Genomic DNA, 24,897 nt, shown 5'->3' with positions numbered 1-24,897 from the left:
CGCCGGCCGAGGGCTCAGGCGACCTCAGTGTTCGATGATCTCGCCGTCGCTCAGCTCCAGTACCCGGTCCGCCAGGCCCAGGAGCTGGGGGTCGTGCGTGGCGACCAGGGCCGTGCAGCCCTCGCTGCGGACCACCGCGCGCAGCAGCTCCATGACGGCGAGCCCGGTCTCCGCGTCCAGCTGGCCGGTCGGCTCGTCGGCGATCAGCAGGGCGGGCTTGTTGGCGAGGGCGCGGGCGATGGCGACGCGCTGCTGCTGACCGCCGGAGAGCTCTCCGGGCCGCTGGGCCGCGTGGTCGGCGAGCCCCACGAGGGAGAGCAGCAGGGCGACCCGCTCCTCGCGCTCCTTGGGGTCCGTCTTCCGCAGCCGCAGGGGTACGCCCACGTTCTCGGCGGCGGAGAGGATCGGGAGGAGTCCGAAGGACTGGAAGATGAAGCCGATCCGGTCGCGGCGCAGCTCCAGGAGCCCGCTCTCACCGAGCGTCGAGAGGTCGATGCCGTCGATGACGATCCGGCCGCCGTCGGCGCTGTCGAGGCCGCCCACGAGGTTGAGCAGCGTCGTCTTGCCGGAGCCCGAGCGGCCCTTCAGGGCGACGAGCTCGCCGCGCGGGATGTCGAAGGAGACGCCGCGCAGGGCGTGGACGGCGGCCTCGCCCGAACCGTACGAGCGGCGGAGGTCCTCGATCCGGACCATCGGCCGGCCGGCCGGGTCCTCGGCGACGGCCGTCCCGGTCCGCGTGCTGCTCTCACTCACCGTGTGCTCCCCCTCCTCGGACATGTGCGCCCGCCAGTATGGTCCGCGGCCCGGCCCCAGGGCCAGAGCCGGAGAGCCCCCACCGGGACCACGCCAACGGGGCCACCGCACCCGTAGTCGCCCACAACGGCCGGTGGACGCGTGGCCCCTCGCAACGGCCGGTGGCCCCGCAGCCGCCCACAACGGCCGGTGGGCCCATAGCCGCCCACAACGGCCGGTGGCCCCGTAGCCCCCCGCAACGGCCGATGGACCCGTGGCCCCCCGCAACAGCCACCGGACCCGTAGTCGCCCACAACGGCCGGTGGGCCGCTCCCCGTACCTCTCGTACGGGAAGCGGCCCACCGCTCGTGTCTCGATTTCGCGGCTCAGCGGATCTCGGAGACCTCCGGGCCGCGCTGGAGCTGCCCCATGCCGCCGGAGAAGCGCGAGTTCGCCTGCTCCTCCTGCTGGACACCGTCCGGCACCATCTGCGCGTCGTTCGGCAGCTTGAGGACGATCGGGTCGCGCGGGGCCATCGGGCCGTCACCGCGGACGACCACGGTGTCCCGCACGATCTGCTCCAGGAGCCCGGCCGCCTCCGGCTGCACCGCGCCCTGCCCGGAGATCACTCCGCGCAGGAACCAGCGGGGCCCGTCGACACCCACGAAGCGCACGAGCTGCACGCCGCGGTTGCCGTCCGGAAGCTGTACGGGGACCTGCGCGCGCAGCTCCCAGCCGAGGGGGCCCTCGACCTCGTCGATGACACCACCCTGCTGGACGATGCCCGTGGCGATCTCGTCACGGACCTCGCCCCAGATGCCCTCGTTCTTCGGGGCGGCGAAGGCCTGCAGCTGCACGGCGCTGTCGCGCAGGACGATGGTCGCCGCGACGATCGCGTCGCCCGCCACCTCGACCCGGAGCTCCATGCCCTCGACTCCGGGCACGAAGACGCCCCCGAGGTCGACACGGCCGTCCTCCGCCGTGGTGACCTCGGAGATGTCCCACGGCCCGTCGGGCCGGGGCGCCGGCGGAAGGTTCACCCGACGCGGCGCGTCGGCCGTTCCGTCGGTGCCGACCTCGTCGACGACCTGCTCGGCCTCGCCCGCTGCGTCCGCAGCGGCACCGCTCTTCTTGCGACGTCCGAACACGTCACTGTCCTTCCCGGTCGGATACGACCGAAGCGTATCGATTCCCACCCGTTGAGCCGTCCACGGCGGCATGGCCGCCGGTGGACCCGAAGCCCCCCTCGGCCCGCGCCGAGCCGGGAAGCTCCGCCACCTGATGGAAGCGCACCTTCTCGACCTGCTGGACGACCAGTTGGGCAATCCGGTCGAACCGCTCGAACCGCACGCTCTCGCGCGGGTCGAGATTGACCACGATCACTTTGATCTCTCCACGGTACCCGGCATCCACCGTCCCCGGGGCATTCACGAGCGCGACTCCGCAGCGGGCGGCCAGGCCGGAGCGCGGGTGCACGAAGGCCGCGTACCCGTCCGGCAGCGCGATGGAGACGCCGGTGGGCAGCACCGCGCGCTCCCCGGGAGCGAGGACGGCGGCCTCGGTGGTCACGAGATCGGCGCCGGCGTCGCCGGGGTGCCCGTAGGCCGGGATCGGCACCTCGGGGTCCAGGAGCCGGATCAGTACGTCGACAGGGTTGCTCATCAGGGGTTCACCTCGAAGGCGCGGGCGCGCCGGACCTGGTCGGGGTCGGACATGGCGGCCTGGATGTCCTCCGGGCGGCCGTTGTCGATGAAGTGGTCGACCTTGACCTCGATGAAGAGGGCGTCGGCACGGACGGCGACGGGGCCCTCGGGCCCGCCGATCCGGCCGACACCGGTCGAGAAGATCTTGCGGCCGTGTACGGCGGTGACCGCGGCCTCCAGGTGGAGCACGGTACCGACCGGTACGGGCCGGACGAAGTCGGTCTCCAGCCGGCCGGTCACGGCGATGACCCGCAGCAGCCAGTTCAGGGAGCCGAGGGTCTCGTCCAGCGCGGTGGCGAGGACGCCGCCGTGCGCGAGGCCGGGGGCGCCCTGGTGGTCGCCGGTCACGGTGAACTCGGCGGTGACGGTCACGCCCTCGCCCGCCCGCGCCTCCAGGTGCAGGCCGTGGGGCTGTCCGCCGCCGCACCCGAAACAGTGCTCGTAGTGCGAACCGAGCAGCTCGCCGGGGGCCGGCGCGTCGGGGTGGCGTACCGGCGGTATGGCGTCGGCCGGCGGGGTGAGGGCGGCAGATGTTGCAGTCACAGGCGCAGACCTTACCCGCGCGGCCGGGCGCGGGTCGCGCCGTGCCAAGCTTGGACGTATGCAGCCTTCCGCACCGTCCCCCGCCCCTTCCTCCGAGCCCGCGCCCTCGGCGTCGGTCGCGCCGCGCTTCGACGAGCGACTGACGGCGCCCCGGTCGTGGTGGGCCATCGCGGGCCTGCTCGGCATCTCCGGCGGGCTGGTCATGTTCCCGCTGGGGACGGTCCCGATGCTGGGCGGTCTGATCGTGGCGGCGGTGCTCGCAGGAGCGGCCGTGTCCTCGTACGGCTCCGCCCGGATCCGGGTGGTGGCCGGTTCGCTGGTGGCGGGCGACGCGCGGATCCCGGTCTCGGCGCTGGGCGCGGCCGAGGTGCTGGACGCGGAGGAGGCGCGCGCCTGGCGCACGCACAAGGCCGACCCGCGCGCCTTCATGCTGATGCGGAGCTACGTTCCGGGGGCGGTACGGGTCGAGGTCACCGACCCGGCCGACCCGACGCCGTACGTGTACCTGTCCAGCCGCGCGCCGGAGGCCCTGGTGGAGGCCCTGGAATCCGTACGCGCGGAAGCCTGACCCGGCCCCGGCCCGGTCGCGGCCCCTCGGCCCCGGGCCGAGGAGTCGTCCGGCCCGGGCAGGACACCCCCTAGAAGCCGAGCTCCTTGGGGTTCTCTGGCTGTTCCAGCGGAGGCAGCTCCGTGAGGGCGCTCCAGGGGACCTGGCGAGCGCGCAGGTCCTTGCGGATGTGCTCCGCGAGCTTCTTGGTGTCGCGCCGGTTCATGACCGCGCCGACGGCGGCGCCGACCATGAAGGGCATGAGGTTCGGCAGGTTGCGCACCATGCGTTTCATGATCTGCTGGCGCAGCTCGCGCTTGAGCTGCCCGCCGAGCGCCGCGTTGACCGTGGCGGGCTTGGAGGGGTCGATGCCCCGCTCCTCGGTCCAGGACGTCAGATAGGCCGTCGAGCGCTGGGTGATCCGGCCCGGTGGGCGCAGCCCGTACACCTCGTGCAGCTCGGCGATGAGTTTGAGTTCGATGGCGGCGACGCCGGTGATCTCGGTCGCCAGTTCGGCCGGCATGGCCATCGGTACGGGAAGCATGGCGGCGGCGCCGATGCCCGCGCCGACGGTCGAGCTCGCGTTCGCCGCGCCCATGACGAGCTTGTCGGCGATCTCCTCGGGACCGAGCCCGGGGAACTGTTTACGCAGGGTCGCCAGGTCGCGGACGGGGATCCGCGGGGCGAGGTCGATCAGGCGGTCGGCCAGATGGCCGATGCCGGCCTTGGCGCTGTCGCCGCCGCGCTTGGCGCCGTCCTTGACGCTCCGCGCGACGCCGCGCCGGACGGCGTCGATCCGGTCGTTGTCGATCTTGATTTTGTCCAGTTGCGCCCGAGCGGGGTTGGCCAGCCGCCTGACGGCGTCCAGGCGCCCGTGGCGCGCCTCGTCCCGGCCTTCACCCCGCTCCGCGGGCAGCCGTGCCGTTTCCGGCCCGGCACCCGAACCGGCGCCCGGTTCGACGCGCGAACCGGTGACCGCCTCGATGTCCGCGACGACCGCTTCGAGCGAGGCCGAGGGGCCCCGCTCGTCGTCACGTGCGCCGAGGGGAGGCAGGGAGGCGGTCCGCACGGCGTCAGGGGCCTCCTGGGCACCCTCTGCCGGGCTTGTGCCTCCCTTGCGCGTCTCCGAGCTCCCAGGGAGCCGCAGACGCCGCTTCCGGGACGGTGTGTCGCCTGCCACGGCCGACCGGTCTCAGTCGCAGTCGCGGCAGATCGGCTGGCCGTTCTTCTCTCGCGCCAGCTGGCTGCGGTGGTGCACGAGGAAGCAGCTCATGCACGTGAATTCATCGGCCTGCTTGGGCAGGACCCGGACGGCCAGCTCTTCGTTCGAGAGGTCCGCGCCGGGAAGCTCCAGGCCTTCGGCGGCCTCGAACTCGTCGACATCGACGGTCGAGGTCGACTTGTCGTTCCGGCGGGCCTTCAGTTCTTCAAGGCTGTCCGAGTCGACGTCGTCGTCGGTCTTGCGTGGGGTGTCGTAATCCGTTGCCATGTCGCTCTCCCCCTCTGGGTGGTTGCGGTGTCTCCAGCGCACGTAACGCGTGAGAGGTCGGACTTGTGCCCGACCTGAGGCGGAGATTTTGCCTCACATCAAGGTCTGTTACTCAATCGACACCCGTCGCGCCCTCTCACGAGTGATCGGCTTCGGGTGGCGAACCGGACCGTACACGGTCCTGGGGGCGCCCTTCACAAGCGCCACCCCGTGTACTTCCCGTCATTCGGGGCCCTGGAAACCCGGACTTTTCCTGGTTTTCCGAGGGATTTCTCGGTCACGGAGAGTGGAGGTCCGGACACCCTCTCCTGTGATCGATCACACATGAGCGTCTCAGAATCGGGGCCCGAGAATTCCGCGCAAAGCGAACGGAACCGGTCGGCCTGTGCAGTGTGTCAGATCGGCAGAGTGACACGCATCACGAGACCGCCGCCCTCGCGGGGCTCCGCGATGATACGGCCGCCGTGGGCGCGAGCCACGGAACGGGCGATCGACAGGCCGAGGCCGACTCCCTTGTCACTGCCGGTGCGCTCCTGCCGGAGCCGCCGGAACGGTTCGAAGAGGTTGTCGATCTCGTACGCGGGGACCACCGGTCCCGTGTTCGAGACGACCAGGACCGCCTGGCCGTGCTGGACCTCGGTGGTGACCTCCACCCAGCCTCCTTCCGGCACGTTGTACCGCACGGCGTTCTGGAGCAGGTTCAGCGCGATCCGCTCCAGCAGGACGCCGTTGCCCTGGACCACCGCCGGAGCGCGCTCGCCCCGGATCTCGACGCCCTTGGCCACGGCCTCCGCGTGCGTCTGGTCGACCGCCCGGGAGGCGACCTCGGCGAGGTCGACGGCCTTGCGCTCGATGATCTGATTGTCGCTCCTGGCGAGCAGCAGCAGGCCCTCGACGAGCTGCTCGCTTCGCTCGTTGGTGGCGAGCAGGGTCTTGCCCAGCTGTTGGAGCGCCAGCGGGGCCTCGGGGTCCGAGACGTGGATCTCCAGGAGCGTGCGGTTGATCGCGAGCGGGGTCCGCAGCTCGTGCGAGGCGTTCGCGACGAACCGCTGCTGGGCCGTGAAGGCCCGCTCCAGGCGCTCCAGCATCTCGTCGAAGGTGTCGGCGAGCTCCTTGAGCTCGTCGTCGGGGCCGTCCAGCTCGATCCTGCGGGCGAGGTCGGACCCGGCCACCTGGCGGGCGGTACGGGTGATCCGGCCGAGCGGGGAGAGCACCCGGCCCGCCATGGCGTAGCCGAAGGCGAAGGCGATGATGCTCAGCCCGAGCAGCGCGAACAGAGACCGGCGCAGGAGGTCCTCGAGGGCCAGGTCGCTCTGGTGCCGCAGACAGACCGAGACGGCGTCGTTGAACTGCTCACCGGTGCCCGTGTTGGGCAGCTGGCACCAGGAGGTGGTCGGCTGCACCTCACCCTTGACGATCTTGAACGGCAGTTGGGCCGCGCTCTCGCTCAGGGTCTGCGCGGTGAACAGGTAGATGATCGAGAGCAGCAGGATGCCGGCGATGAGGAACATCCCGCCGTACAGCAGCGTGAGCCGTATCCGGATGGTCGGACGGAGCAGCGGCCGGACGGGGTCCCGGGGGTCCCAGGTCGGTTTCGGGGGCGCCTGAGGGTGGGGCGCTGGGGTCGTGGCCATCGGGTCAGATCCGGTACCCGGAGCCGGGCACGGTGACGATGACCGGGGGTTCGCCGAGCTTGCGGCGCAGGGTCATGACAGTGACGCGCACGACGTTGGTGAAGGGGTCGGTGTTCTCGTCCCAGGCCTTCTCCAGGAGCTGCTCGGCCGAGACGACGGCACCCTCGCTGCGCATGAGGACCTCCAGGACGGCGAACTCCTTCGGCGCGAGCTGGACCTCCTTGCCCTCGCGGAAGACCTCGCGGCGGTTCGGGTCGAGCTTGATGCCGGCGCGCTCCAGGACGGGAGGGAGCGGGACGGTGGTGCGCCGGCCGAGGGCGCGCACGCGCGCGGTGAGCTCGGTGAAGGCGAAGGGCTTGGGGAGGTAGTCGTCCGCGCCGAGCTCCAGGCCCTCGACGCGGTCGCTGACGTCGCCGGAGGCGGTCAGCATCAGCACGCGCGTGGGCATGCCGAGCTCGACGATCTTGCGGCAGACGTCGTCGCCGTGGACGAGCGGGAGGTCGCGGTCGAGGACGACGACGTCGTAGTCGTTCACCCCGACGCGCTCCAGGGCGGCGGCGCCGTCGTACACGACGTCGACGGCCATGGCCTCCCGGCGCAGTCCGGTGGCCACCGCATCGGCGAGCAGCTGCTCGTCCTCGACGACGAGTACACGCACGTCGTAGTCCTTCCCTTGAGCCGCGGCCCGCGGGGGGACGGCTGAAACCTGAGCACTGACTGTGCGTGTCCATCCTGCCCCGAACGCGCGTAAACCGGCTGTAAGACGGCCGTGCGGGGGCCGGGGGCGCGCGGGTGGTGCGGCCGGGGCGCGCGGTGGGGCGCGTGACGCCGTGCGACGTGGCCGCCGAAGAATTCACCTGATTCACGGGCCAGTTGAGGTTTCTGTGAGGAAGGGGGTGGGGAGGACGACTGCACACCCCGTGATCACGCCCTGTATGTGGCGCGCCACCTATCGCCTTCTGTCCCCCAGAGGCAGCAGCGTGTGATCCACCACCCTCGGCACACCCCCGTGCCACCGGACCCACGACGAGGGGGCGCACGATGGACGCTTTCACCGCAGGACTGCTGCACCGGATCAGGGCAGCGCAGACCGACCTCACGCGTGCTCGTGAGACGGGCGACGACTTCCTCGCGGACGTCGAGCAGGCGGAGCTCGAGGACCTGCACCGGCTGGCCGCCGAGCACGGCGTGCAGGTCGCCGCGCCCGGTGTCTGCCCGACCTGACCCGACCTCACCCGATTCGACCTGGGACGCACGAGGGCCCCGGAGCCGCTGTGGCTCCGGGGCCCTCGTGCGTTCGGTGTACGCCCCCTCAGGAGGCCCGCGGACCGCTGCCCGACCCGTCTCAGTCGTGCCAGGCCCCGAGCTCCTCCAGGAGCTCCTGGAGCGGCGCGAAGAGGCCGGTGGAGGCGGCCAGCGTCAGCTCGCCCGACTCCGGCTCCCCCGGCCGTCCGCCGGTCAGGGCGCCCGCCTCGCGGGCGATGAGCGCCCCCGCGGCCAGGTCCCAGGGGTTGAGGCCGCGCTCGTAGTACGCGTCGAGGCGGCCGGCCGCGACGTCGCAGAGGTCGATCGCGGCCGAGCCGCCACGGCGGATGTCACGGACGAGCGGGATCACGCGCCGGGCGATGTCTGCCTGGTGGGCGCGGCGGGACTGGACGTACCCGAAGCCCGTGCCCAGGAGGGCCTGGTCGAGCTCGGGCGAGGGGCGGGCGGCGAGGCGCCGGTCCCCCACGTAGGCGCCGCCGCCGAGCACCGCCCGGTACGTCTCGCCGCGCATCGGGGCATCGACCACGCCGACGACGGTCTCGCCGTCGCGCTCGGCGGCGATCGAGACCGCCCAGGTGGGCAGGCCGTAGAGGTAGTTCACCGTCCCGTCGAGCGGGTCGATCACCCAGCGGATCCCGCTCGTCCCGGGGCTCGACGCGCCCTCCTCGCCGAGGAAGCCGTCCTGCGGGCGGTGCTCGGCGATGAAGCCGGTGATCAGCTTCTCGGCGGCGATGTCCATCTCGGTGACCACGTCGATGGGGCTCGACTTGGTCTTCGCCACGGCCAGGTCGTCGGGCCGGCCGTCGCGCAGCAGCGCTCCGGCCCGCCGGGCGGCCTCCAGGCCGAGGTCGAGCAGTTCGGTGAGCAGAGGATCGTTCACGTCGGTCACGGGGTCTCCTTACGCGTACGGGCTGTCGGCGCCGGCCGCCGCCGGCCGCTCCGCCCTGGCCGGGCAGCAGCCGATCGGGCACAGGTCGTGGGAGGGTCCGAGCGCGCCGAGGGCGCACCGCTCCACCCGGGTCCCCCGCTCGTTCGTCGCCCGCTCCAGGACGAGCTCGCGGACGGCCGCGGCGAACCTCGGGTCGGCCCCGACGGTCGCCGAGCGGCGGACGGGCAGGCCGAGCTCGGCGGCCTTGGCCGTGGCCTCCGTGTCGAGGTCGTACAGGACCTCCATGTGGTCGGAGACGAAGCCGATCGGGACCATGACGGCCGCGGGCGCCCCGGCGCCGTGCAGCTCCTCCAGGTGGTCGCAGATGTCGGGCTCCAGCCACGGGATGTGGGGGGCGCCGCTGCGGGACTGGTAGACGAGCTTCCACGGGTGGGCGACGCCGGTCTCCTCGCGGACCGCCTCGACGATCACCCGGGCGACGTCGAGGTGCTGCCGGACGTAGGCACCGCCCTCGCCGTGCTCGGCGACGGGCCCCGAGCTGTCGGCGGCGGAGTCGGGGATGGAGTGGGTGGTGAAGGCGAGGTGCGCGCCGTCGCGGACCGCCGGGTCGAGGTCCGCAAGGGAGGCGAGCACGCCCTCGACCATGGGCTCGACGAAGCCCGGGTGGTTGAAGTAGTGCCGGAGCTTGTCGACGCGGGGCAGCGGGAGCCCCTCCGCCTCCAGGGCGGCGAGCGCGTCGGCGAGGTTCTCGCGGTACTGGCGGCAGCCGGAGTAGGAGGCGTACGCGCTGGTCGTCAGGACGGCGATGTGGCGCCGCCCGTCGGTGATCATCTCGCGGAGGGTGTCGGTGAGGTACGGCGCCCAGTTCCGGTTTCCCCAGTAGACCGGGAGGCCGAGCCCGGCCTCCGCGAAGTCCGCCCGCAGCGCGTCGAGCAGCGCGCGGTTCTGGTCGTTGATCGGGCTGACGCCGCCGAAGAGGAAGTAGTGCTGCCCCACTTCCTTGAGCCGTTCCTTCGGGATGCCGCGGCCGCGCGTCACGTTCTCCAGGAACGGGACCACGTCGTCCGGGCCCTCGGGGCCGCCGAAGGAGAGCAGCAGCAGGGCGTCGTACGGGGCGGGATCATGCTGATCGGACATGGCACCGATCCTCCCACCCACCCCTGACGCGGGAAGGCGCGGCCCGTCCGTGACGGATCGTCCGAAAAATGGGGATGACCGATCGAGTTCAAGCCCGTAGGCTTTAGCTGTTAATTACACGTGTTGACCTTGAACGCGTGTTGATTTCGTCGTGCGGAGCCCGCTCCGAAGCACGGAGATCCGGAGACCCCCTTGCCCAGCCCCTACCGCGCGATCTTCGCGGCGCCCGGAACCGCCTCGTTCTCCGTCGCCGGATTCTTCGGCCGCATGCCGCTGTCCATGATGGGCATCGGCGTCGTCACCATGATCTCGCAGGTCACCGGCCGATACGGCCTCGCCGGCGCCCTCTCGGCGGCGCTCGCGATGTCCGCCGCCGTCCTCGGCCCGCTGGTCTCGCGCCTGGTCGACCGCCACGGGCAGCGCAGGGTCCTCCGCCCGGTGACGCTGATCTCGCTCGCCGGCGCCGCCGGGCTGCTCGTCTGCGTACAGCAGGAGGCCCCGGACTGGACGCTCTTCGTCTTCACGGCCGTGATCGGCTGCGTACCGAGCCTCGGGGCGATGACCCGGGCGCGCTGGGCGGAGATCTACCGGGGCGAGGAGCGGCGTCTGCACACCGCGTACTCCTGGGAGTCGATCGTCGACGAGGTGTGCTTCATCTTCGGCCCGATCATCTCCATCGGTCTTTCGACGACCTGGTTCCCCGAGGCCGGCCCGCTGTTCGCCGGGGTGTTCCTGGCCGTCGGCGTCTTCTGGCTGACCTCGCAGCGCGCCACGGAACCCCCGCCGCACCCCCGGCAGAGCGGCGAGAAGAGCGCCTCCGCCCTCCGCTCCCCCGGCCTCCAGGTCCTGGCCCTCGCCTTCGTCGCCACCGGAGCCGTCTTCGGCTCGGTGGACGTCGTGACCGTGGCCTTCGCCGAGGAGCAGGGACACAAGGCGGCCGCCAGTCTCGTCCTGGCCGTCTACGCGCTGGGCTCCTGCCTCGCGGGCGCCGTCTTCGGGCTGCTGCACCTCAAGGGCGAGCCGTCCCGCCGCTGGCTGCTGGGCACCTGCGCGATGGCCGTGAGTATGATCCCCCTCCTACTGGCCGGGAACTTGCCGTTGCTGGCCGTGGCGCTCTTTGTCGCGGGCCTCTCCATCGCACCGACGATGGTGACCACGATGGCCCTCGTCGAACAGCACGTACCGCGCACCAAGCTGACCGAGGGCATGACCTGGACGGGTACCGGGCTCGCGATCGGCGTGGCGCTCGGCTCCTCGGCCGCCGGCTGGGTGGTCGACGCGTCCGGGGCGGAGGCGGGGTACGTGGTGCCCGTCGTCTCGGGTGCGCTCGCGGCCGTGGTGGGTCTTCTCGGACACCGCCGGCTGCGCAAGCCGGTGCCGAACCGGGAGGGGCAGCGTGAGCGGGACGACAACAGCGGGGTCGGGGAGCGCCAGGACGGCGAGCAGCCCGTGGCGTAACTGGGCGGGGAACGTCACCTCCCGTCCCGTACGGGAGGTGAGCCCGGCCTCGGCCGAGGAGCTCGCCGAGGTGGTCCGCCGGGCGGCGGCGGACGGGCTGCGGGTGAAGACGGTCGGCACCGGCCACTCCTTCACCTCGATCGCGGCCACCGACGGCGTCCTCATCCGGCCCGGGCTGCTGACCGGGATCCGGCGCATCGACCGCGAGGCGATGACCGTCACGGTCGAGTCGGGCACCCCGCTCAAGCGGCTCAACGTGGCGCTGGCCCGGGAGGGCCTGTCGCTCACGAACATGGGCGACATCATGGAGCAGACCGTCGCCGGGGCCACCTCCACGGGCACGCACGGAACGGGCCGTGACTCGGCCTCGATAGCCGCGCAGATCCGCGAGCTGGAACTCGTCACGGCGGACGGTCGGCTGCTGACCTGCTCGGAGAAGGAGAATCCCGAGGTCTTCGCGGCCGCCAGGATCGGGCTCGGCGCCCTCGGCGTGGTCACGGCGATCACCTTCGCGGTGGAGCCGGTCTTCCTGCTCACCGCGCGCGAGGAGCCGATGACCTTCGACCGGGTCACCGCGGAGTTCGACGCGCTGCACGCGGAGAACGAGCACTTCGAGTTCTACTGGTTCCCCCACACGGACAACTGCAACACCAAGCGCAACAACCGCAGCGCCGGCCCCGCCGCACCGCCCGGGAAGGTCAGCGGCTGGATCGAGGACGAGCTCCTCTCCAACGGGATCTTCCAGCTCGCCTGCTCGGTGGGCCGCGCGGTCCCGCCGGTCATCCCCTCGATCGCCAAGGTCTCCAGCCGGGCCCTGTCGGCCCGTACGTACACCGACATCCCGTACAAGGTCTTCACCTCGCCGCGTCGGGTGCGCTTCCTGGAGATGGAGTACGCGCTGCCGCGCGAGGCGGCGGTCGCCGCGCTGCGCGAGGTCAAGACGATGGTCGAGCGCTCGCCGCTCAAGGTGAGCTTCCCGGTGGAGGTGCGCACCGCCCCGGCGGACGACATCGCGCTGTCCACGGCCTCGGGCCGGGAGACCGCGTACATCGCGGTCCACCTCTACAAGGGAACGCCCCACCGCGCGTACTTCACCGCGGTGGAGCGCATCATGACGGCGCACGGGGGGCGCCCCCACTGGGGCAAGGTCCACACCCGTGACGCCGCCTACTTCTCCGAGGTCTACCCGCGCTTCGCCGAGTTCACGGCGCTGCGCGACCGACTGGACCCGGACCGGCTGTTCGCCAACGACTACCTGCGGCGGGTCCTGGGCGACTGACGGAAGATCACTCGGTGCCGGTGCCGGTGCCGGTGCCCGCACCGGCCGGGTCCGGGGAAGCGGGGGGCGCCGGATCGGCGGCGCCGGTGGTCGGGGTCCGGGTCGGCTCCGTCGGCTCGGCCGGTTCCGTGGGGTCCGCCGGCTCGGTCGGATCGGTCGTGGGGTCGGTCGGCGTCGGGGTGGGCGTCGCCTCGCCACCGGTGGTGTCCGTCGTCGATCCCGGGTCGGGGGTCGCCGTACCGGCGCCGTTCCCGCCGGTGCCCGGGTCACCCGGGTCCGTCGTGGCGCCCGTCCCGGGGGTGTCGCCACCGTCCTCCCGCTGACCGGTGTCGTCGGCGGACCCGGACGGCGCGGTCGTCGGACCCCCGTCCTGGTCCGGCGCGCCCTGACCGGAGCCCCCGCTGCCGCCACGGACGACGGAGCCGAACGTGGTGGTGCCCTGGGTGCCGCTGAAGTCCTGCCCCGAGACCAGCTCGTAGGCGGTGATGCCGCCCATGGTGACGCCGAAGACGAGGGCCGCCGCGATCGCCGGACGCTTCCAGCCCCGGACGCGGGTGCCGTGCGTGGTCGCCGCGCCGAACTCCTCGTCGAGCTCCTCGCCCGCCTCCGCACCGGCCGCACGGCCGTACGGGGCGGTGTGCGCGCCGGGGGGCGGGACCGTGCCGAGCATCAGCGTGTGGCGGTCCCCGTCCCGCGCCGGGCGCGCGGCCGGGAAGGGCACCTGACGCGCCTTCGGTTTGGCGGCGGACACGGTCGCGTCCCGTACCTGCTCGCCGGTGCGCTTGAACAGATGCTGGAAGAGCGGGCCGCCGCAGGTGGCGATGACGCTGATCACGCCGGCGCCGAGGATCGTGCCGTACACGCCGAGGGTGGAGGCGAGTTTGGCGGCGATGACCGCCGCCAGGGCGCTGCCGGAGACCTGAGCCACGCTCAGGTCGATCCTCCGTCGGCCGCCGGCCTGCTCCCCCGCCGTGTTCTTCTCCTGTTCCTCCTCCGTCCGCACCGGATTCCCCGGCTCGTCCGTGTCGCTCTCCGACCTGTGACGCATCTCCGACCCCTGGTGACTCTTCGGTTCGCCTTGCACCCAGAAGGGACAAATGGGCGAAGCGAATAGTTCCGGTTCTGATGGTTCTGTGAAGAGGGACACCCGAGGGGGAAGATCGCGGAGACTCAACTCCCGTACCGCCCGAGAAGTTGGGCGGCGCGCCGGTCCACCCAAGTGGCCCGAATGGAGTACATTGGCGAACCCTGGGTCCGGACGCCTTCACGGGTGCCCGGGATCGGGGAGGGGGCCGAACGCGGCACTCGAACCGGTGGCGCCGCGGCGCCGCACGGAGACCCGCTGCACAGCGTGACCGTCAGTCACTCTGAGTGGCGAACAGGTAACCGTGCCATAACGGCGTCCCAGGGTCCATGCCCGACACGCCGGGCAACTCGGCAAGGTAGTGGCAGGCTGCACCCGGGCAGGCCACACTCGACTAGCGGAAGCAGCGACGCACGTGACGTCGGCAGGCACCACCCGGGAGGTCCCCATGCCCGAACTGCGTGTCGTGGCCGTCTCCAACGACGGCACACGACTGGTGCTGAAGGCTGCTGACAGCACGGAGTACACACTTCCGATCGACGAGCGGCTCCGCGCCGCCGTGCGCAACGACCGCGCGCGCCTCGGCCAGATCGAGATCGAGGTGGAGAGCCACCTCCGCCCCCGTGACATCCAGGCACGGATACGAGCCGGTGCCTCCGCTGAGGAGGTCGCCCAGCTCGCCGGGATCCCCGTCGACCGCGTACGGCGCTTCGAGGGCCCCGTCCTCGCGGAGCGCGCCTTCATGGCGGAGCGGGCCCGCAAGACCCCGGTCCGCAGGCCCGGCGAGAACAGCGGTCCGCAGCTCGGCGAGGCGGTGCAGGAGCGGCTGCTCCTGCGCGGCGCCGACAAGGACACCGTGCAGTGGGACTCGTGGCGGCGCGACGACGGCACCTGGGAGGTGCTGCTCGTCTACCGCGTCGCGGGCGAGGTCCACACGGCCAGCTGGACGTACGACCCGCCCCGGCGGCTCGTCCAGGCCGTGGACGACGAGGCACGGGCGCTGATCGGCGAGACGGACGACACGATCGCCGCCGCGCCGGAGCCGAGCTTCCCCTTCGTACCGCGCATCGCCCGGCTGCCCCGGGACAGGCCCCTGGACCGGGCGCTCGACCGCCAGCTCGACCGGCTGGAGCGGACGCCCGCCCCGGCGCCCGAGCCGGAGGAGGAGCGGGACTCGCTGACGAGCCTCCTGGAGGCCGTGCCGAGCTTCCGCGGCGACATGGTCGTGCCCGACCTCCCGGACACGGAGCCCTCGGAGGAGTCGGAGGCGGAGGAGCCGCCGGCCCCGGCCGCCTCGGCGGGCGCGGGTTCCGCGTACGCCGACGTCCTGATGCCGCGCGCGGTCTCGGGCCACCGCGACCGCCTCACGGGCACCACCGACCGCCAGGCCGAGGCGGACGGCGTCCGCCCGGGCCGCCGCGCGGCGGTGCCCAGCTGGGACGAGATCGTCTTCGGGACGCGGCGGAAGAAGCAGGAGTGACCGGCGTACGCGCCGGTACGTGAAAGGCCCGCGCCGGGCGGATCGCCGGCGCGGGCCTTTCCCGTCCGTACGGCCGCGGGAACCCCGGGCCGTGCACGGGATCTACTGCGGGTCGGGTCCGGTCGCGACCGGACGGGCCGGGTCGCCGGACCACTCCGACCAGGAGCCGGCGTAGAGGGCCGCGGGGATGCCCGCGATCTCCAGGGCCAGGACCTCGTGGGCGCCGGAGACACCGGAGCCGCAGTAGACCGCGACCGGGGTGTCCCCGTCCGCGCCCAGGGCGGTGAACCGCTCCCGCAGGGCGTCGGCGCCCAGGAACCGGCCGTCCGCGTCCACGTTCTCCGTCGTCGGCGCCGAGACCGCGCCCGGGATGTGCCCGCCGACCCGGTCGATCGGCTCCACGTCACCCCGGTAGCGCTCCGCCGCCCGGGCGTCCAGGAGCAGCCCGGTACGGGCCAGCGCAGCCGCCCCGTCGGCGTCGAGCAGGCCCAGCGCACCCGGCTCGGGCCGGAAGTCGCCCGGCTCCGGCTCGGGGGTCTTCTCGGAGAGCTCTCCCGTCCAGGCGGCGAGGCCCCCGTCCAGGACCCGCACGTCCGGGTGGCCCGCCCACCGGAGCAGCCACCAGGCGCGGGCCGCTCCCCAGCCGAGGCCGCCGTCGTAGACGACGACGGGCCGGTCCGCGGAGACACCCGCCCGGCGCATCGCCGCCCCGAAGGCCGTCACGTCGGGCAGCGGGTGGCGCCCGCCGCTTCCGGGCGGTCCCGCGAGGTCCGCGTCGAGGTCGACGTAGACCGCGCCGGGGAGGTGGCCGGAGTCGTACGCGGGCCGTCCGGGCGGCCCTGCGAGCGTCCAGCGGACGTCCAGGAGGACCGGCGGACGCGCCCCGGTCGACTCGCTCAGAAGTTCGCTTGCGGAGATGATGGGCTTCATGGGTGCCATCCTCGCGCAGCCTGCATGGCCGCGGAGGGGCAACCCGGCGTCCTCCCGCGACAGCACGCCACCGGCGGTGCGGCCGGGACGCGCCGCGCGCCCGTCGGTGCGACCTCGGCCCTGATCCACCGGACAGGCCCTAGGCACGCGGTACGGCCACGATGGTCCGAGGAGAGAGTGACGATGACCGAGGTGACTCGGCGCACACCCGGAACACCCTGTTGGGTGAGTCTGATGGTGCACGGGCTTGAACCGACGCAGGAGTTCTACAGCGCGCTCTTCGGCTGGGATTTCGTGCCCGGCCCGCAGCCACTCGGCCCCTACGTCCGGGCGCTGCTCGACGGCAAGGAGGTGGCGGGCATCGGCCGGCTGCCGCCCGACCGGCACCTGCCCATCGCCTGGACCACCTATCTGGCCACCGATGACGCCGACGAGACCGCGGAGACCATCCGCTGCTGCGGCGGCACGGTCGCGGTGGGCCCGCTGGACGCGGGCGAAGCCGGTCGGCTGGCGATCTGTTCCGACCCGGTCGGCGCGATCTTCGGCGTCTGGGAGGCGGAGGCGCACCACGGCACGGCGGCCGCGGGGCCGCCCGGGACACCGGTGTGGAACGAGCTCCTCACGTACGAGACGTCCTCGGTCGGCAAGTTCTACCGGTCGGTCTTCGGCTACGAGGTGGAGCCGGTCGTCTCCGCCGACTTCGACTTCGCCACGCTCCACGTGGAGGGGCGCCCGGTGGCCTCCCTGCACGGCGTCGGCAACGCCCTGCCCCGGGACCGGGGCGCCCACTGGATGACGTACTTCGAGATCGACGACACCGACGCGGCCGCCCGGCTCGTCGTGGAGCTCGGCGGCCAGGTGCTGCGGCCGCCGAGGGAGGGCACGGCGGGGCGGCTCGCGCTGGTGACGGACCCGGAGGGCGCGGTGTTCACGCTGGTCAGGTCCGCCGCCGACCGCTGATCCGGGTCGCGCGGGCCGAACGGTCGCGCGGCCGAACGGCCCGCTCGGCCCCGGCGGGCCCGCTCGGCCCCGGTCGGCCCCCGTTCAGCCTCGGCGGGCCCTCGTTCAGCCCCGGCGGGCGCGGGCGAGGCCGCGGCGGAGTCGGGACAGGTTCTCGGCCGGCTCCTGTACGACGGGCTCCGACGCGCCCGGCAGGCCGAGCTGGGTCAGCCGCAGGGGGGTGAAGTGGTGCGCGATGCCGGGCTCCGCGTGGTGTTCGGCCAGGAAGCGGGTGGCCTCCTCGCGGAGCCCCGGGTGGCTCTTGTGCCGCATGCAGTACCCGACGGCCCTGACCAGCGGCGCGAGTGAGTCCGGGGCCGCTCCGGGGACCGCGGGCTCCTCGCCGTCCTCCAGGTCGGCCACCAGGTGGTCGACGACCGTGAGCGGGATCCGGTTGCTGTTCTCGAAGGGGGTGAGCCGTTCGAGGACCTCGACCGTGCCCACGCGGGCGATCGGGATGCCGTAGTAGACGGCGGCGGTGAGCATCGCCGTGGAGAAGCAGCCGACCACGAGCCGCGGCCGGCACCGCTCGTAGAAGGTCTCGGCGAGCAGCGGCCCGTCGAGGACCGTCAGCCGGACGCCGAGCGCCCGCGCCTCCTCGTCGAGGGCCTGGGAGTAGCGGACGGGCGCGGTCGGGTGGGGCTTGAAGACCACCGAACGGTGCCCGGCCGCCGCGGCTCCGCGCAGCATCCGGATGTGCAGTTCCTCTTCCTCCTCCGCCGTGAGCAGGTTGAGGGCGGCCAGGTACTGGCCGAGCAGGAGGGCCGTCGGCTCGGCGGCGATCGCGCGCGCGACCGGCGAGTCCCCGGCTCCGTTCCGTACGTCCTCCGCCACGGAGGCTTCGGCGATCTCGGCGAGCACCGCGCGGAAGGCGCTGTCGGGGACGAGCTCGGGCTCGACCCCGTACTCGCTCAGGAGCAGGGGCCGCAGTCCCGGCACCAGGTCGAGGTGGAGGACCCGGCGGATGCGGATGGCGATCGACTGGGCGAGGTCGGAGCGGGTCGGGCCGTAGCTCATCAGGCCGTCCGCGTAGACGTCGACCGAGCTCTCGGGGAACGCTGCGGCGAGCGCCTTGGCGGGGTTGACCTGGATGGACTCGACGATCAGCTCGACCCGGGCGGTGCCGAGGCCCCAGGCCGTCCGCAGCACGCGCTGCCAGAGCGGGGCCTCCTCGGGCCGGGGCGCCCAGGCGGCGGGGTGGTACGGATGGATCGTCTCGTTCCAGTCGAGGGTGCCGTCGAAGCGGGCGGCGATCCGCTCGTAGCCGGTCATGGTCTCCAGGCGCAGCGCGGTCTCCGGGATCTCGGCGTTGTGCGAGATCAGCAGGAGCCGGTGGGCGTCCTCGCGGGGGCCGAACTGCCCGGCGTCCAGCGCCGCCGCCAGGGTGGCCGCGCCGTACAGGGTGGAGACCTGGAAGATCTGCACCCGGCGAAGGTCGGGAGCCGCGCCGGGGGCCGTGCCGGACGCCATGGCGGAGTACGTGTCGGGTGCCATGGGTCAGGCGGTCCTTCCGGTTTCGCGCAGGCCCCGGAGGAGGGTGCTGCGTGCGGTGTCCATGGTGCTCAGGGTCTCGTCCAGGACGTCCTGCGGCATGCGGCGCAGGGCGTCGCCGACGTCGGTGCGCAGCCGTTCGGCGACCTCGGGCTCGTACTTCCCGACCTTGCCCATGTGGAACGCGATCATCGCGCAGTACGTGCGGACGGCTTTCGGGAGGAAGCGGTCCGCATCCGCGTCCCGGGAGACGTCGTCGAGCAGGAGGTCGTACGAGGGAATGAAGTCCAGCTGCCGGTTGTCGGTGATCTGGGTGAGCGAGGTGGTGACGCCCCGCCGGTAGAAGACACCGTGCAGGGAAAGCGCCGCGAACGTGCGCGCCTTGAGGTGGAGACGCCAGATCCAGAGGCGGTCCTCGGCGGTTCGCAGAGACGTCTCGAATCGCGAGGCGCCGTTCCCGAAGAGCCGCCCGCTGTAAATGCCGAAGGGGACGAAGGGATAGTCGACCATCGTCACCATGCTGGCCGGGGAGATGCCGTCCCGGGGATCCATCACCGCGTCGCGGAGTTTGGCGGGGGCGTATCGGATCTGTCGTTTCCGGCCTTCCGACAGGACGTGGTCGGTACGGGCGAAATCGCAGCCCAGACGGGAGATTCCGGCCACGGTGGCGCTCAGGTGGCCGGGCGCGTACCAGTCGTCGCCGTCCAGGAAGGTGATGTACTCGCCCCGGGCCGCGTCGATTCCGGTGTTGCGCGCCTGGGCGACGCCGAGATTCGTCTCGTGCCGGATGACGGTCGCGTTCGGAAGTCGGTCGCGCCAGCGGTCGAGGATTTCCGGGGTGTCGTCCGTCGAGCAGTCGTCGATCAGCAGGAACTCGAATTCCGGGTCCGCGTTGTACACGAGACTGCGCATCGTGTCGGGGGCATAGGGCCCGACATTGTGGAACGGGACGACGACGGACAGTTTAGGCACTCGGAATCCCCACAATGAATCGAACAGTTAAACGCCCTACGGCGGGCAGAGTAGTCGCGCGCTTTTCCGGATGAACGATCCACGGGTGCACTCCGGGTGAACTCTTGCCGTCCCTGGTGGAAATCTGTCAGGACCCGGTACGGCGGGACTCCGCGGGGCGGGATCCGGTACGGCGGGACCTGCGGTGCAGGATCGCCGTCGCGGCCAGGGCGAGGAGCGCCGCCGCTCCGACCGCGCCGCCGAGGCGGAGTCCCGGTGGCCGGAAGGAGCAGGCGACCGTGGTCGTCCGCCCGTCGAGGGGGACGGCGACGAGGCCCTGGTACGCGCGGGCGGGTGCGAGGTCCGCGTCGCCCGCGGCGCAGCGCCAGCCGGAGATGCGGGGCGCGGCGAGCACGGCGACGCCCGTGCTGCCCGGGGGCAGTTCGGCCGTGAGGGAGTGGCCGCCGGCGCTCACCCGGGTGGCTCCGGTGGCGGTGAGCTGCCGTACGGCGGCGTCGAGCCGCGCCCGGTCGAGGCAGCCGACGGGTTGCCGGGGCAGTCGGATCCCGGCCTTGGGCAGCAGGTCGATCCGCACCTCACCGGAGGCGGGCACGGTACCGAGGGCCCGCATGGGGGCGCGTACCGCGGGCGGCTTGCCCTCGAAGTCGACGGCGTCCTCCCCCGCCAGGGTCGCCGAGCCCTTGTACTCCGGGGCCCAGAACCAGACGTCGGAGCCCGCCGGGCACCGGGCGGTGAGGGTGCGTCCGGTACGGCGCGTCTCCGGCGGCAGCGCGTACACGGGCGCGCCGAGGAGGAGTTCCTGCCGTACGAAGGCGGAGTCCCCCGGGCGCGGGGCGCGCGCCGGGCGCGGACGGACGGTCACCAGGGGCGGTACGGGCGTCGTGGTGACGGTGACCGTGGCCCGGGGCGGGGCGTCCTGACGTACCGGCTCCGTGGGCTCCGAGCGCAGCCGGGTGCCGATGGAGAACAGGGCGTCGGTCACGGGGTTGTCGAGGGTGACCGGGTGCCGGCCCTTGGCGTACGAGCCGAAGCCCAGCGCGGAGAGGGTGGAGGAGGTCACGTCGGCGGTGAGACTGCTGTAGGCCTCGGCGCCCTGGCCGCCGACGATCAGGACGTCGTTGCCGCCGGGCACCTCGCCGGGGTCCGTACGGTACCGGGGCCAGGCGTCGGCGCGGGCCACCTCGCGGGCGGCGGAGGTGTGCCAGGGGCCGATCCGGGGCGACCAGGAGACCTCGCTCCGCTGCTGCTCCTCGATCCGCTTGCCGGTGACGACCGTCTCGCCCGCCTGGGCACCGACGAACAGGACCAGGGCGAGGACGGGCAGGGCACGGACGGGCAGGGAGCGAGTGGGCAGGGCGCGAGTGGGGAGGGCGCCAACGGGCAGGGCGCGGACGGGATTCCGCCGGGCGCCCTCCCGGGCCAGGACGGCTGCCGCGAGGGCCAGGGCCGCGGCGACGAGGAAGGCGGGGAAGGTCCATGCGTCGATGCCTGCGCTCCCCCGGGCCGCCCACGCCAACGCCCCGAGCAGCGCACCACCCCCGAGCAGCGCGGCCGGCCGGGGCACGCCCCGGGCGACCGAGAACCAGGCGGCGACGAGCAACAGTCCGCACAGGACGAAGGTCTGACGGTACGGAGCGCCGTTGGGCGAGGCTCCCGCGTGCCAGAGCAGATGGGTGGGCTCCCACTGGAGGGAGAGCGTCACCAGGACGACCGCCGCCGTCCAGCCGGCCCGGACGCGCGGGGCGACGGCCCCGTTGAACGGCAGCGTCAGGGCGAGGGCCAGGGCGGGCGTACCGATGAAGAGGGCGGGGTCGGCGACACCGGCCGTGCCGGGCAGGAGCCGGGCCAGGACGTCCGCCCAGGGTGCGGGCGCGAAGGTGGTCACGGGGGTCGGGTCGGCGACCTTGGTGGCGAGGAAGACGATCACGACGAGCGGCGCGGCGAGCCCGATGCCGACGAGCACGCCCCGGGCGGCGCGGAGCGCTCCGGCGATCCGCTGCCGGGCGGTCGCGCTCTCCTCGGCGGTGAGGAGCCGGACGGCGAGGAAGACGGCAGCCCCGAGGGTGGCCATGTACGCGGTGTAGAAGTTGGCGATCCAGGCCAGGGCGACGACGACGGGTCCGAGCACGGGGCGGCGGCCGGTGCGCGCCCACTCGCCGACCAGGCAGAGCAGCGGGAAGGCGACGAGTCCGTCGAGCCACATCGGGACGGTGGTGCCGAGGTTGAGGGTCCAGCCGGAGAGCGCGTACGCGGTGCCGAGCACGGCGGCGACGGGCCAGGGGCCGGGACGCAGGCGCAGGAGCAGCAGCGCCGCCGCGGCGCCGGCGGCGGAGACCTTGGCCGCGGTGACGACGTAGAGGGCGAGTTCGATCCGGTCCGCCGGGAAGACGACGACGAGCAGATCGAAGGGGCTGCTGAGATACGTGCCGATGTCGCCGAGGAAGTTGGAGCCGAAGCCGGAGTTCCAGTTGAGGAAGGCGTCGCCGTGCGTCTCGCCGAGGAGGAGGGCGCGCCAGTAGGCGTGGTACGGCAGGTACTGCTGGCCGAGATCGACGATGTTCCTCGTCACGGGCCCGAAGGGGTACGTGCGGGACAGCGCGGTCGCGAGGCAGAGCAGGCCGGCGGTGAGCAGCGAGGCGGCGAGCGGCGCGGCGACGGCCGGGGCGAGCGGCCCCCGGGGCCGGATGCCCGGCCCGCGCCGGCCCGCGCCGGGCCCTTCCTCGCCGTCGACCTCGTCGAGCACGGTCTCGGCGGCGGGGGGCACATGTCCTCCAGGGGGCGCACGGAGCGGGGAACGCCCGGAGGTGAGGTCGTCACGGGCCGACCGCCATTACCGCCGAGGCGGGCGACCCGTAACCGATCATCAGGCGGTTTTCCGGTACACCGCGGGTGAACTCCCGGCGCTGCCGACCGAGGCCCGCAGGCCCACCGAGGTCAATCGGCCGGGGTAGGCCGACCGGGGTAGGCCGGCCGGGGCCAATCGGTCCGGGTCAGCCGACCGGGGCCAGGGACACGAGCTCGTCGACCGTGCGGGCGACCGTGCCGAACAGGTCCGAGACCGTCGTCAGAGCGGCGACCTGCAGCGTGTCCGACGCGACGACGGTGCCGTCCGGCGCCACCAGCGGGCGGGTGGCGGTGGCCTCGGCGACCACGGTCGGGCGGTAGCCGAGGTTGAAGGCGCCCTGCGCGGTGAAGAGGACGCACATGTGCGTCATGAACCCGGCGATGACCAGGTCGTCGCCTGCGCCGAGCTCCTTCAGGGTCTCTTCGAGGTCCGTGGCGTGGAAGGCGTTGGGGACCTGCTTGACGACGACCTTCTCGCCCTCGACCGGGGCGACTTCGTCGCTGATCGAGCCGATCTCGGCCCGGATGTCGTAGGGAGTGCCCTCGCCGCCGTCGTTCACGACGTGCACGACGGGTGCGCCGGCGGCACGGGCGGCGGCGAGCAGGCGGGCGCCCGCGGCCACGGCCTGCTCGGCACCTTCGAGCCGCATGACGCCGGTGCGGTAGGTGTTCTGGAAGTCGATCAGGATCAGGGTCGAATCACCCAGTCGCGGCAGCTCCTGGGGCAGGCCGATCACCTCACGCAGGGTGGTGGACGCGTTCATGACGGTTCCTTTCGATGCGGTAGCGGCCCCGGAGGAGGCCGCCCTCCAGGATGTTTTCAACGCTAACACAACACGTAATCAGAGATAACAACGATCCATGGCGATACTCTCCGCGAACGCGCTCCGGCACGGTTCCGGCGCCCCTCTCGCCTCACAAAGGCCCAGGTCCGCACTGTTAGCGCTGTTATCGTGGGACCCATGTCGACGGCACGAGAACGCATCCTGGAAGCCACCGAGGAACTGCTCGCCACCAAGGACGCCCTGGCCATCTCGACCCGTGCCATCTGTGACCGGGCGAAGGTCGGCATGCCCGAGATCTACCGCCAGTTCGGCGACAAGCAGGGGCTGCTCACCGCGGTCGCCGACATCGGCTTCGACCGCTTCCTCGCCAACAAGAGGCGGAACCCGCTCACCGACGATCCGGTGGCGGACCTGCGGACGGCCTGGGACAGCCACGTCGCGTTCGCGCTCCGCAACCCGCACCTCTACCGGCTGATGTTCACGCCGACGGGCGACAGCAGGCCGCAGGCGATCAAGGACGCTCAGGCCCTGCTCCGGACGGCCCTGGAGCGGTGCGGGGACGCCGGGCGGCTACGGACGGCCCCCGAGCCGGCCGGTCAGGCGATCCTCTCCGCCAACGTGGGCGTGTGCATGATGGCGTTGTCGTTCCCCGAGCTGTTCGGGAGCTCCGACATCTCGCGGGCGGTACGCGACGCGGTGATCGGCAAGGTCACCGGCGACGAGCGCGAGGACACCCGGATCGGTACGGCCACTGTGCTCGCCCAGGCGCTGGTCGGCACCCTCACGGGCACGGCACCCGTCGACGGGGCAGCCCTCGACCACCTGGCCCGATCGCTCCGTCCGCCGACCGCGCCCTCGGAGCCGTAGAAGCCCCGAACGCACGCCGAAGCTCGCCCGCACGGCGAGCGACCCGGCACCGCGGGGACGGTCAGGCGTGGTTGACCGGGAGGACGTCCGGGGAGAGGGCTCCCGCGTGGGCCGCCGCCGAGGTCATCCGCTTGCGGTGGTGGCGGCGGCAGAGGACCTCGTAACCGATCTCCTCCGACGGCCGGTTCACGTCGCCGACGACGACCTGCTCACCCTCGACGACCATCTCGCCGCCCACCGTACGGGCGTTGTGCGTGGCCCGGGCCCCGCACCAGCAGAGGGCCTCGACCTGGAGCTGCTCGATCCGGTCCGCCAGCTCGATGAGCCGCTGCGAACCGGGGAAGAGCCTGGTCCGGAAGTCGGTGGTGATACCGAAGGCGAAGACGTCCAGGCCGAGGTCGTCGACGATACGGGCGAGCTGGTCGATCTGCTCGGGCGCGAGGAACTGCGCCTCGTCCACGATCACGTAGTCCGCCTTGCCACCCTGCGACAGCTGACCGACGAGGTACGCGTACACGTCCATGCCCTGCGGAGCCTCGACCGCCTCCGTCACCAGGCCGAGCCGGGAGGACAGCTTGCCCTCGCCCGCCCTGTCGTCACGAGTGAAGATCACGCCCTGGAGCCCCCGCGCGTCGCGGTTGTGGGCGATCTGGAGGGCCAGGGTGCTCTTCCCGCAATCCATGGTTCCGGAGAAGAAGACCAGCTCGGGCATGACGGGTCGGGGACCTTTCAGGTCGTGGAGGGAGAAACGGAGGAGTCGGGGATCGG

The 24,897-nt window shown here is 72.6% G+C and carries 24 protein-coding genes; 7 read left to right on the top strand and 17 right to left on the bottom strand.

What is annotated here, in order from left to right; translation table 11 throughout:
* Nucleotides 1-24: 24 nt before the first annotated feature.
* The 4 genes from OG580_RS27360 to OG580_RS27345 form a co-directional block, all read right to left on the bottom strand.
* On the bottom strand, nucleotides 25-693 hold the full coding sequence (locus tag OG580_RS27360) for an ABC transporter ATP-binding protein (protein ID WP_267048144.1): 669 nt from the start codon (nucleotides 691-693) through the stop codon (nucleotides 25-27).
* A gap of 425 nt (nucleotides 694-1,118) precedes the next feature.
* The gene (locus tag OG580_RS27355) at nucleotides 1,119-1,880 is read right to left on the bottom strand and encodes a DUF3710 domain-containing protein (protein ID WP_267046308.1); all 762 of its coding nucleotides are present in this window, start codon (nucleotides 1,878-1,880) and stop codon (nucleotides 1,119-1,121) included.
* A gap of 1 nt (nucleotide 1,881) precedes the next feature.
* Nucleotides 1,882-2,394, bottom strand: coding sequence for a dUTP diphosphatase (gene dut, locus OG580_RS27350; RefSeq protein WP_267046307.1), 513 nt, complete (start codon nucleotides 2,392-2,394; stop codon nucleotides 1,882-1,884).
* Entirely contained in the window at nucleotides 2,394-2,978 is a 585-nt protein-coding gene (locus OG580_RS27345) for a PaaI family thioesterase (RefSeq protein WP_267046306.1), read from the bottom strand. Before OG580_RS27345 ends, dut begins: the two co-directional genes overlap by 1 nt.
* A gap of 58 nt (nucleotides 2,979-3,036) precedes the next feature.
* Between OG580_RS27345 and OG580_RS27340 the strand changes: the two genes are divergently transcribed.
* Nucleotides 3,037-3,546, top strand: coding sequence for a DUF3093 domain-containing protein (locus tag OG580_RS27340; RefSeq protein WP_267046305.1), 510 nt, complete (start codon nucleotides 3,037-3,039; stop codon nucleotides 3,544-3,546).
* Between the two features lie 70 nt (nucleotides 3,547-3,616).
* On the opposite strand, the gene OG580_RS27335 is transcribed toward OG580_RS27340, so the two are convergent.
* The 4 genes from OG580_RS27335 to OG580_RS27320 all read right to left on the bottom strand — a co-directional run bounded on the left by OG580_RS27335 (nucleotide 3,617) and on the right by OG580_RS27320 (nucleotide 7,306).
* Nucleotides 3,617-4,594 (bottom strand): hypothetical protein, encoded by a 978-nt coding sequence (locus OG580_RS27335; protein ID WP_323182615.1) that lies wholly within the window; start codon nucleotides 4,592-4,594, stop codon nucleotides 3,617-3,619.
* Between the two features lie 123 nt (nucleotides 4,595-4,717).
* Complete coding sequence (locus OG580_RS27330) at nucleotides 4,718-5,014, bottom strand: DUF4193 domain-containing protein (RefSeq protein ID WP_003955561.1); 297 nt, start codon at nucleotides 5,012-5,014, stop codon at nucleotides 4,718-4,720.
* 395 nt (nucleotides 5,015-5,409) lie between these two features.
* Complete coding sequence (locus tag OG580_RS27325) at nucleotides 5,410-6,648, bottom strand: cell wall metabolism sensor histidine kinase WalK (protein WP_267046303.1); 1,239 nt, start codon at nucleotides 6,646-6,648, stop codon at nucleotides 5,410-5,412.
* A 4-nt stretch (nucleotides 6,649-6,652) separates the two neighbouring features.
* Entirely contained in the window at nucleotides 6,653-7,306 is a 654-nt protein-coding gene (locus tag OG580_RS27320) for a response regulator transcription factor (RefSeq protein WP_017237674.1), read from the bottom strand.
* 383 nt (nucleotides 7,307-7,689) lie between these two features.
* Between OG580_RS27320 and OG580_RS27315 the strand changes: the two genes are divergently transcribed.
* On the top strand, nucleotides 7,690-7,872 hold the full coding sequence (locus tag OG580_RS27315; RefSeq protein ID WP_267046302.1) for a hypothetical protein: 183 nt from the start codon (nucleotides 7,690-7,692) through the stop codon (nucleotides 7,870-7,872).
* Between the two features lie 121 nt (nucleotides 7,873-7,993).
* On the opposite strand, the gene OG580_RS27310 is transcribed toward OG580_RS27315, so the two are convergent.
* Both OG580_RS27310 and OG580_RS27305 read right to left on the bottom strand, forming a co-directional pair.
* Nucleotides 7,994-8,794 carry an inositol monophosphatase family protein gene (locus tag OG580_RS27310; RefSeq protein ID WP_267048143.1) on the bottom strand — a complete coding sequence of 267 codons (801 nt, stop codon included), beginning with the start codon at nucleotides 8,792-8,794 and terminating at the stop codon, nucleotides 7,994-7,996.
* Between the two features lie 18 nt (nucleotides 8,795-8,812).
* On the bottom strand, nucleotides 8,813-9,940 hold the full coding sequence (locus OG580_RS27305; protein ID WP_267046301.1) for a ferrochelatase: 1,128 nt from the start codon (nucleotides 9,938-9,940) through the stop codon (nucleotides 8,813-8,815).
* A 192-nt stretch (nucleotides 9,941-10,132) separates the two neighbouring features.
* Between OG580_RS27305 and OG580_RS27300 the strand changes: the two genes are divergently transcribed.
* Nucleotides 10,133-11,398 (top strand): MFS transporter, encoded by a 1,266-nt coding sequence (locus OG580_RS27300; RefSeq protein ID WP_267046300.1) that lies wholly within the window; start codon nucleotides 10,133-10,135, stop codon nucleotides 11,396-11,398.
* Complete coding sequence (locus OG580_RS27295; RefSeq protein ID WP_267046299.1) at nucleotides 11,337-12,677, top strand: D-arabinono-1,4-lactone oxidase; 1,341 nt, start codon at nucleotides 11,337-11,339, stop codon at nucleotides 12,675-12,677. Before OG580_RS27300 ends, OG580_RS27295 begins: the two co-directional genes overlap by 62 nt.
* 7 nt (nucleotides 12,678-12,684) lie before the next feature.
* Here OG580_RS27295 and OG580_RS27290 read toward each other — a convergent pair whose 3' ends face one another.
* Nucleotides 12,685-13,725 carry a hypothetical protein gene (locus OG580_RS27290; protein ID WP_267046298.1) on the bottom strand — a complete coding sequence of 347 codons (1,041 nt, stop codon included), beginning with the start codon at nucleotides 13,723-13,725 and terminating at the stop codon, nucleotides 12,685-12,687.
* A gap of 451 nt (nucleotides 13,726-14,176) precedes the next feature.
* Here OG580_RS27290 and sepH point away from each other — a divergent pair, with 451 nt between their 5' ends.
* Nucleotides 14,177-15,241: a septation protein SepH gene (gene sepH, locus OG580_RS27285; protein ID WP_267046297.1), complete on the top strand. Its 1,065-nt coding sequence runs from the start codon at nucleotides 14,177-14,179 to the stop codon at nucleotides 15,239-15,241.
* A gap of 102 nt (nucleotides 15,242-15,343) precedes the next feature.
* On the opposite strand, the gene OG580_RS27280 is transcribed toward sepH, so the two are convergent.
* The gene (locus OG580_RS27280; RefSeq protein WP_267046296.1) at nucleotides 15,344-16,171 is read right to left on the bottom strand and encodes a sulfurtransferase; all 828 of its coding nucleotides are present in this window, start codon (nucleotides 16,169-16,171) and stop codon (nucleotides 15,344-15,346) included.
* Between the two features lie 183 nt (nucleotides 16,172-16,354).
* Here OG580_RS27280 and OG580_RS27275 point away from each other — a divergent pair, with 183 nt between their 5' ends.
* A complete protein-coding gene (locus tag OG580_RS27275) occupies nucleotides 16,355-17,131 on the top strand; it encodes a VOC family protein (RefSeq protein WP_267046295.1) in 777 nt (258 codons plus the stop codon).
* A 105-nt stretch (nucleotides 17,132-17,236) separates the two neighbouring features.
* On the opposite strand, the gene OG580_RS27270 is transcribed toward OG580_RS27275, so the two are convergent.
* The 4 genes from OG580_RS27270 to OG580_RS27255 form a co-directional block, all read right to left on the bottom strand.
* Nucleotides 17,237-18,640 (bottom strand): polysialyltransferase family glycosyltransferase, encoded by a 1,404-nt coding sequence (locus OG580_RS27270; protein WP_267048142.1) that lies wholly within the window; start codon nucleotides 18,638-18,640, stop codon nucleotides 17,237-17,239.
* A gap of 27 nt (nucleotides 18,641-18,667) precedes the next feature.
* The gene (locus OG580_RS27265; protein ID WP_267046294.1) at nucleotides 18,668-19,633 is read right to left on the bottom strand and encodes a glycosyltransferase family 2 protein; all 966 of its coding nucleotides are present in this window, start codon (nucleotides 19,631-19,633) and stop codon (nucleotides 18,668-18,670) included.
* 127 nt (nucleotides 19,634-19,760) lie between these two features.
* On the bottom strand, nucleotides 19,761-22,397 hold the full coding sequence (locus OG580_RS27260) for a YfhO family protein (RefSeq protein WP_267046293.1): 2,637 nt from the start codon (nucleotides 22,395-22,397) through the stop codon (nucleotides 19,761-19,763).
* A gap of 226 nt (nucleotides 22,398-22,623) precedes the next feature.
* Nucleotides 22,624-23,241, bottom strand: a complete 618-nt coding sequence (locus OG580_RS27255) for an isochorismatase family protein (RefSeq protein WP_267046292.1) — start codon at nucleotides 23,239-23,241, stop codon at nucleotides 22,624-22,626.
* Nucleotides 23,242-23,439: 198 nt separating this feature from the next.
* Here OG580_RS27255 and OG580_RS27250 point away from each other — a divergent pair, with 198 nt between their 5' ends.
* Nucleotides 23,440-24,129, top strand: a complete 690-nt coding sequence (locus tag OG580_RS27250) for a TetR/AcrR family transcriptional regulator (protein WP_267046291.1) — start codon at nucleotides 23,440-23,442, stop codon at nucleotides 24,127-24,129.
* Nucleotides 24,130-24,190: 61 nt separating this feature from the next.
* Here OG580_RS27250 and OG580_RS27245 read toward each other — a convergent pair whose 3' ends face one another.
* A complete protein-coding gene (locus OG580_RS27245; RefSeq protein WP_267046290.1) occupies nucleotides 24,191-24,841 on the bottom strand; it encodes a thymidine kinase in 651 nt (216 codons plus the stop codon).
* Nucleotides 24,842-24,897 lie beyond the last annotated feature (56 nt).

Origin of the sequence: Streptomyces sp. NBC_00094, from assembly GCF_026343125.1 — a bacterium.
Classification (GTDB): Bacteria; Actinomycetota; Actinomycetes; order Streptomycetales; family Streptomycetaceae; genus Streptomyces.
This window is presented reverse-complemented; position numbering and strand designations above follow the sequence as displayed.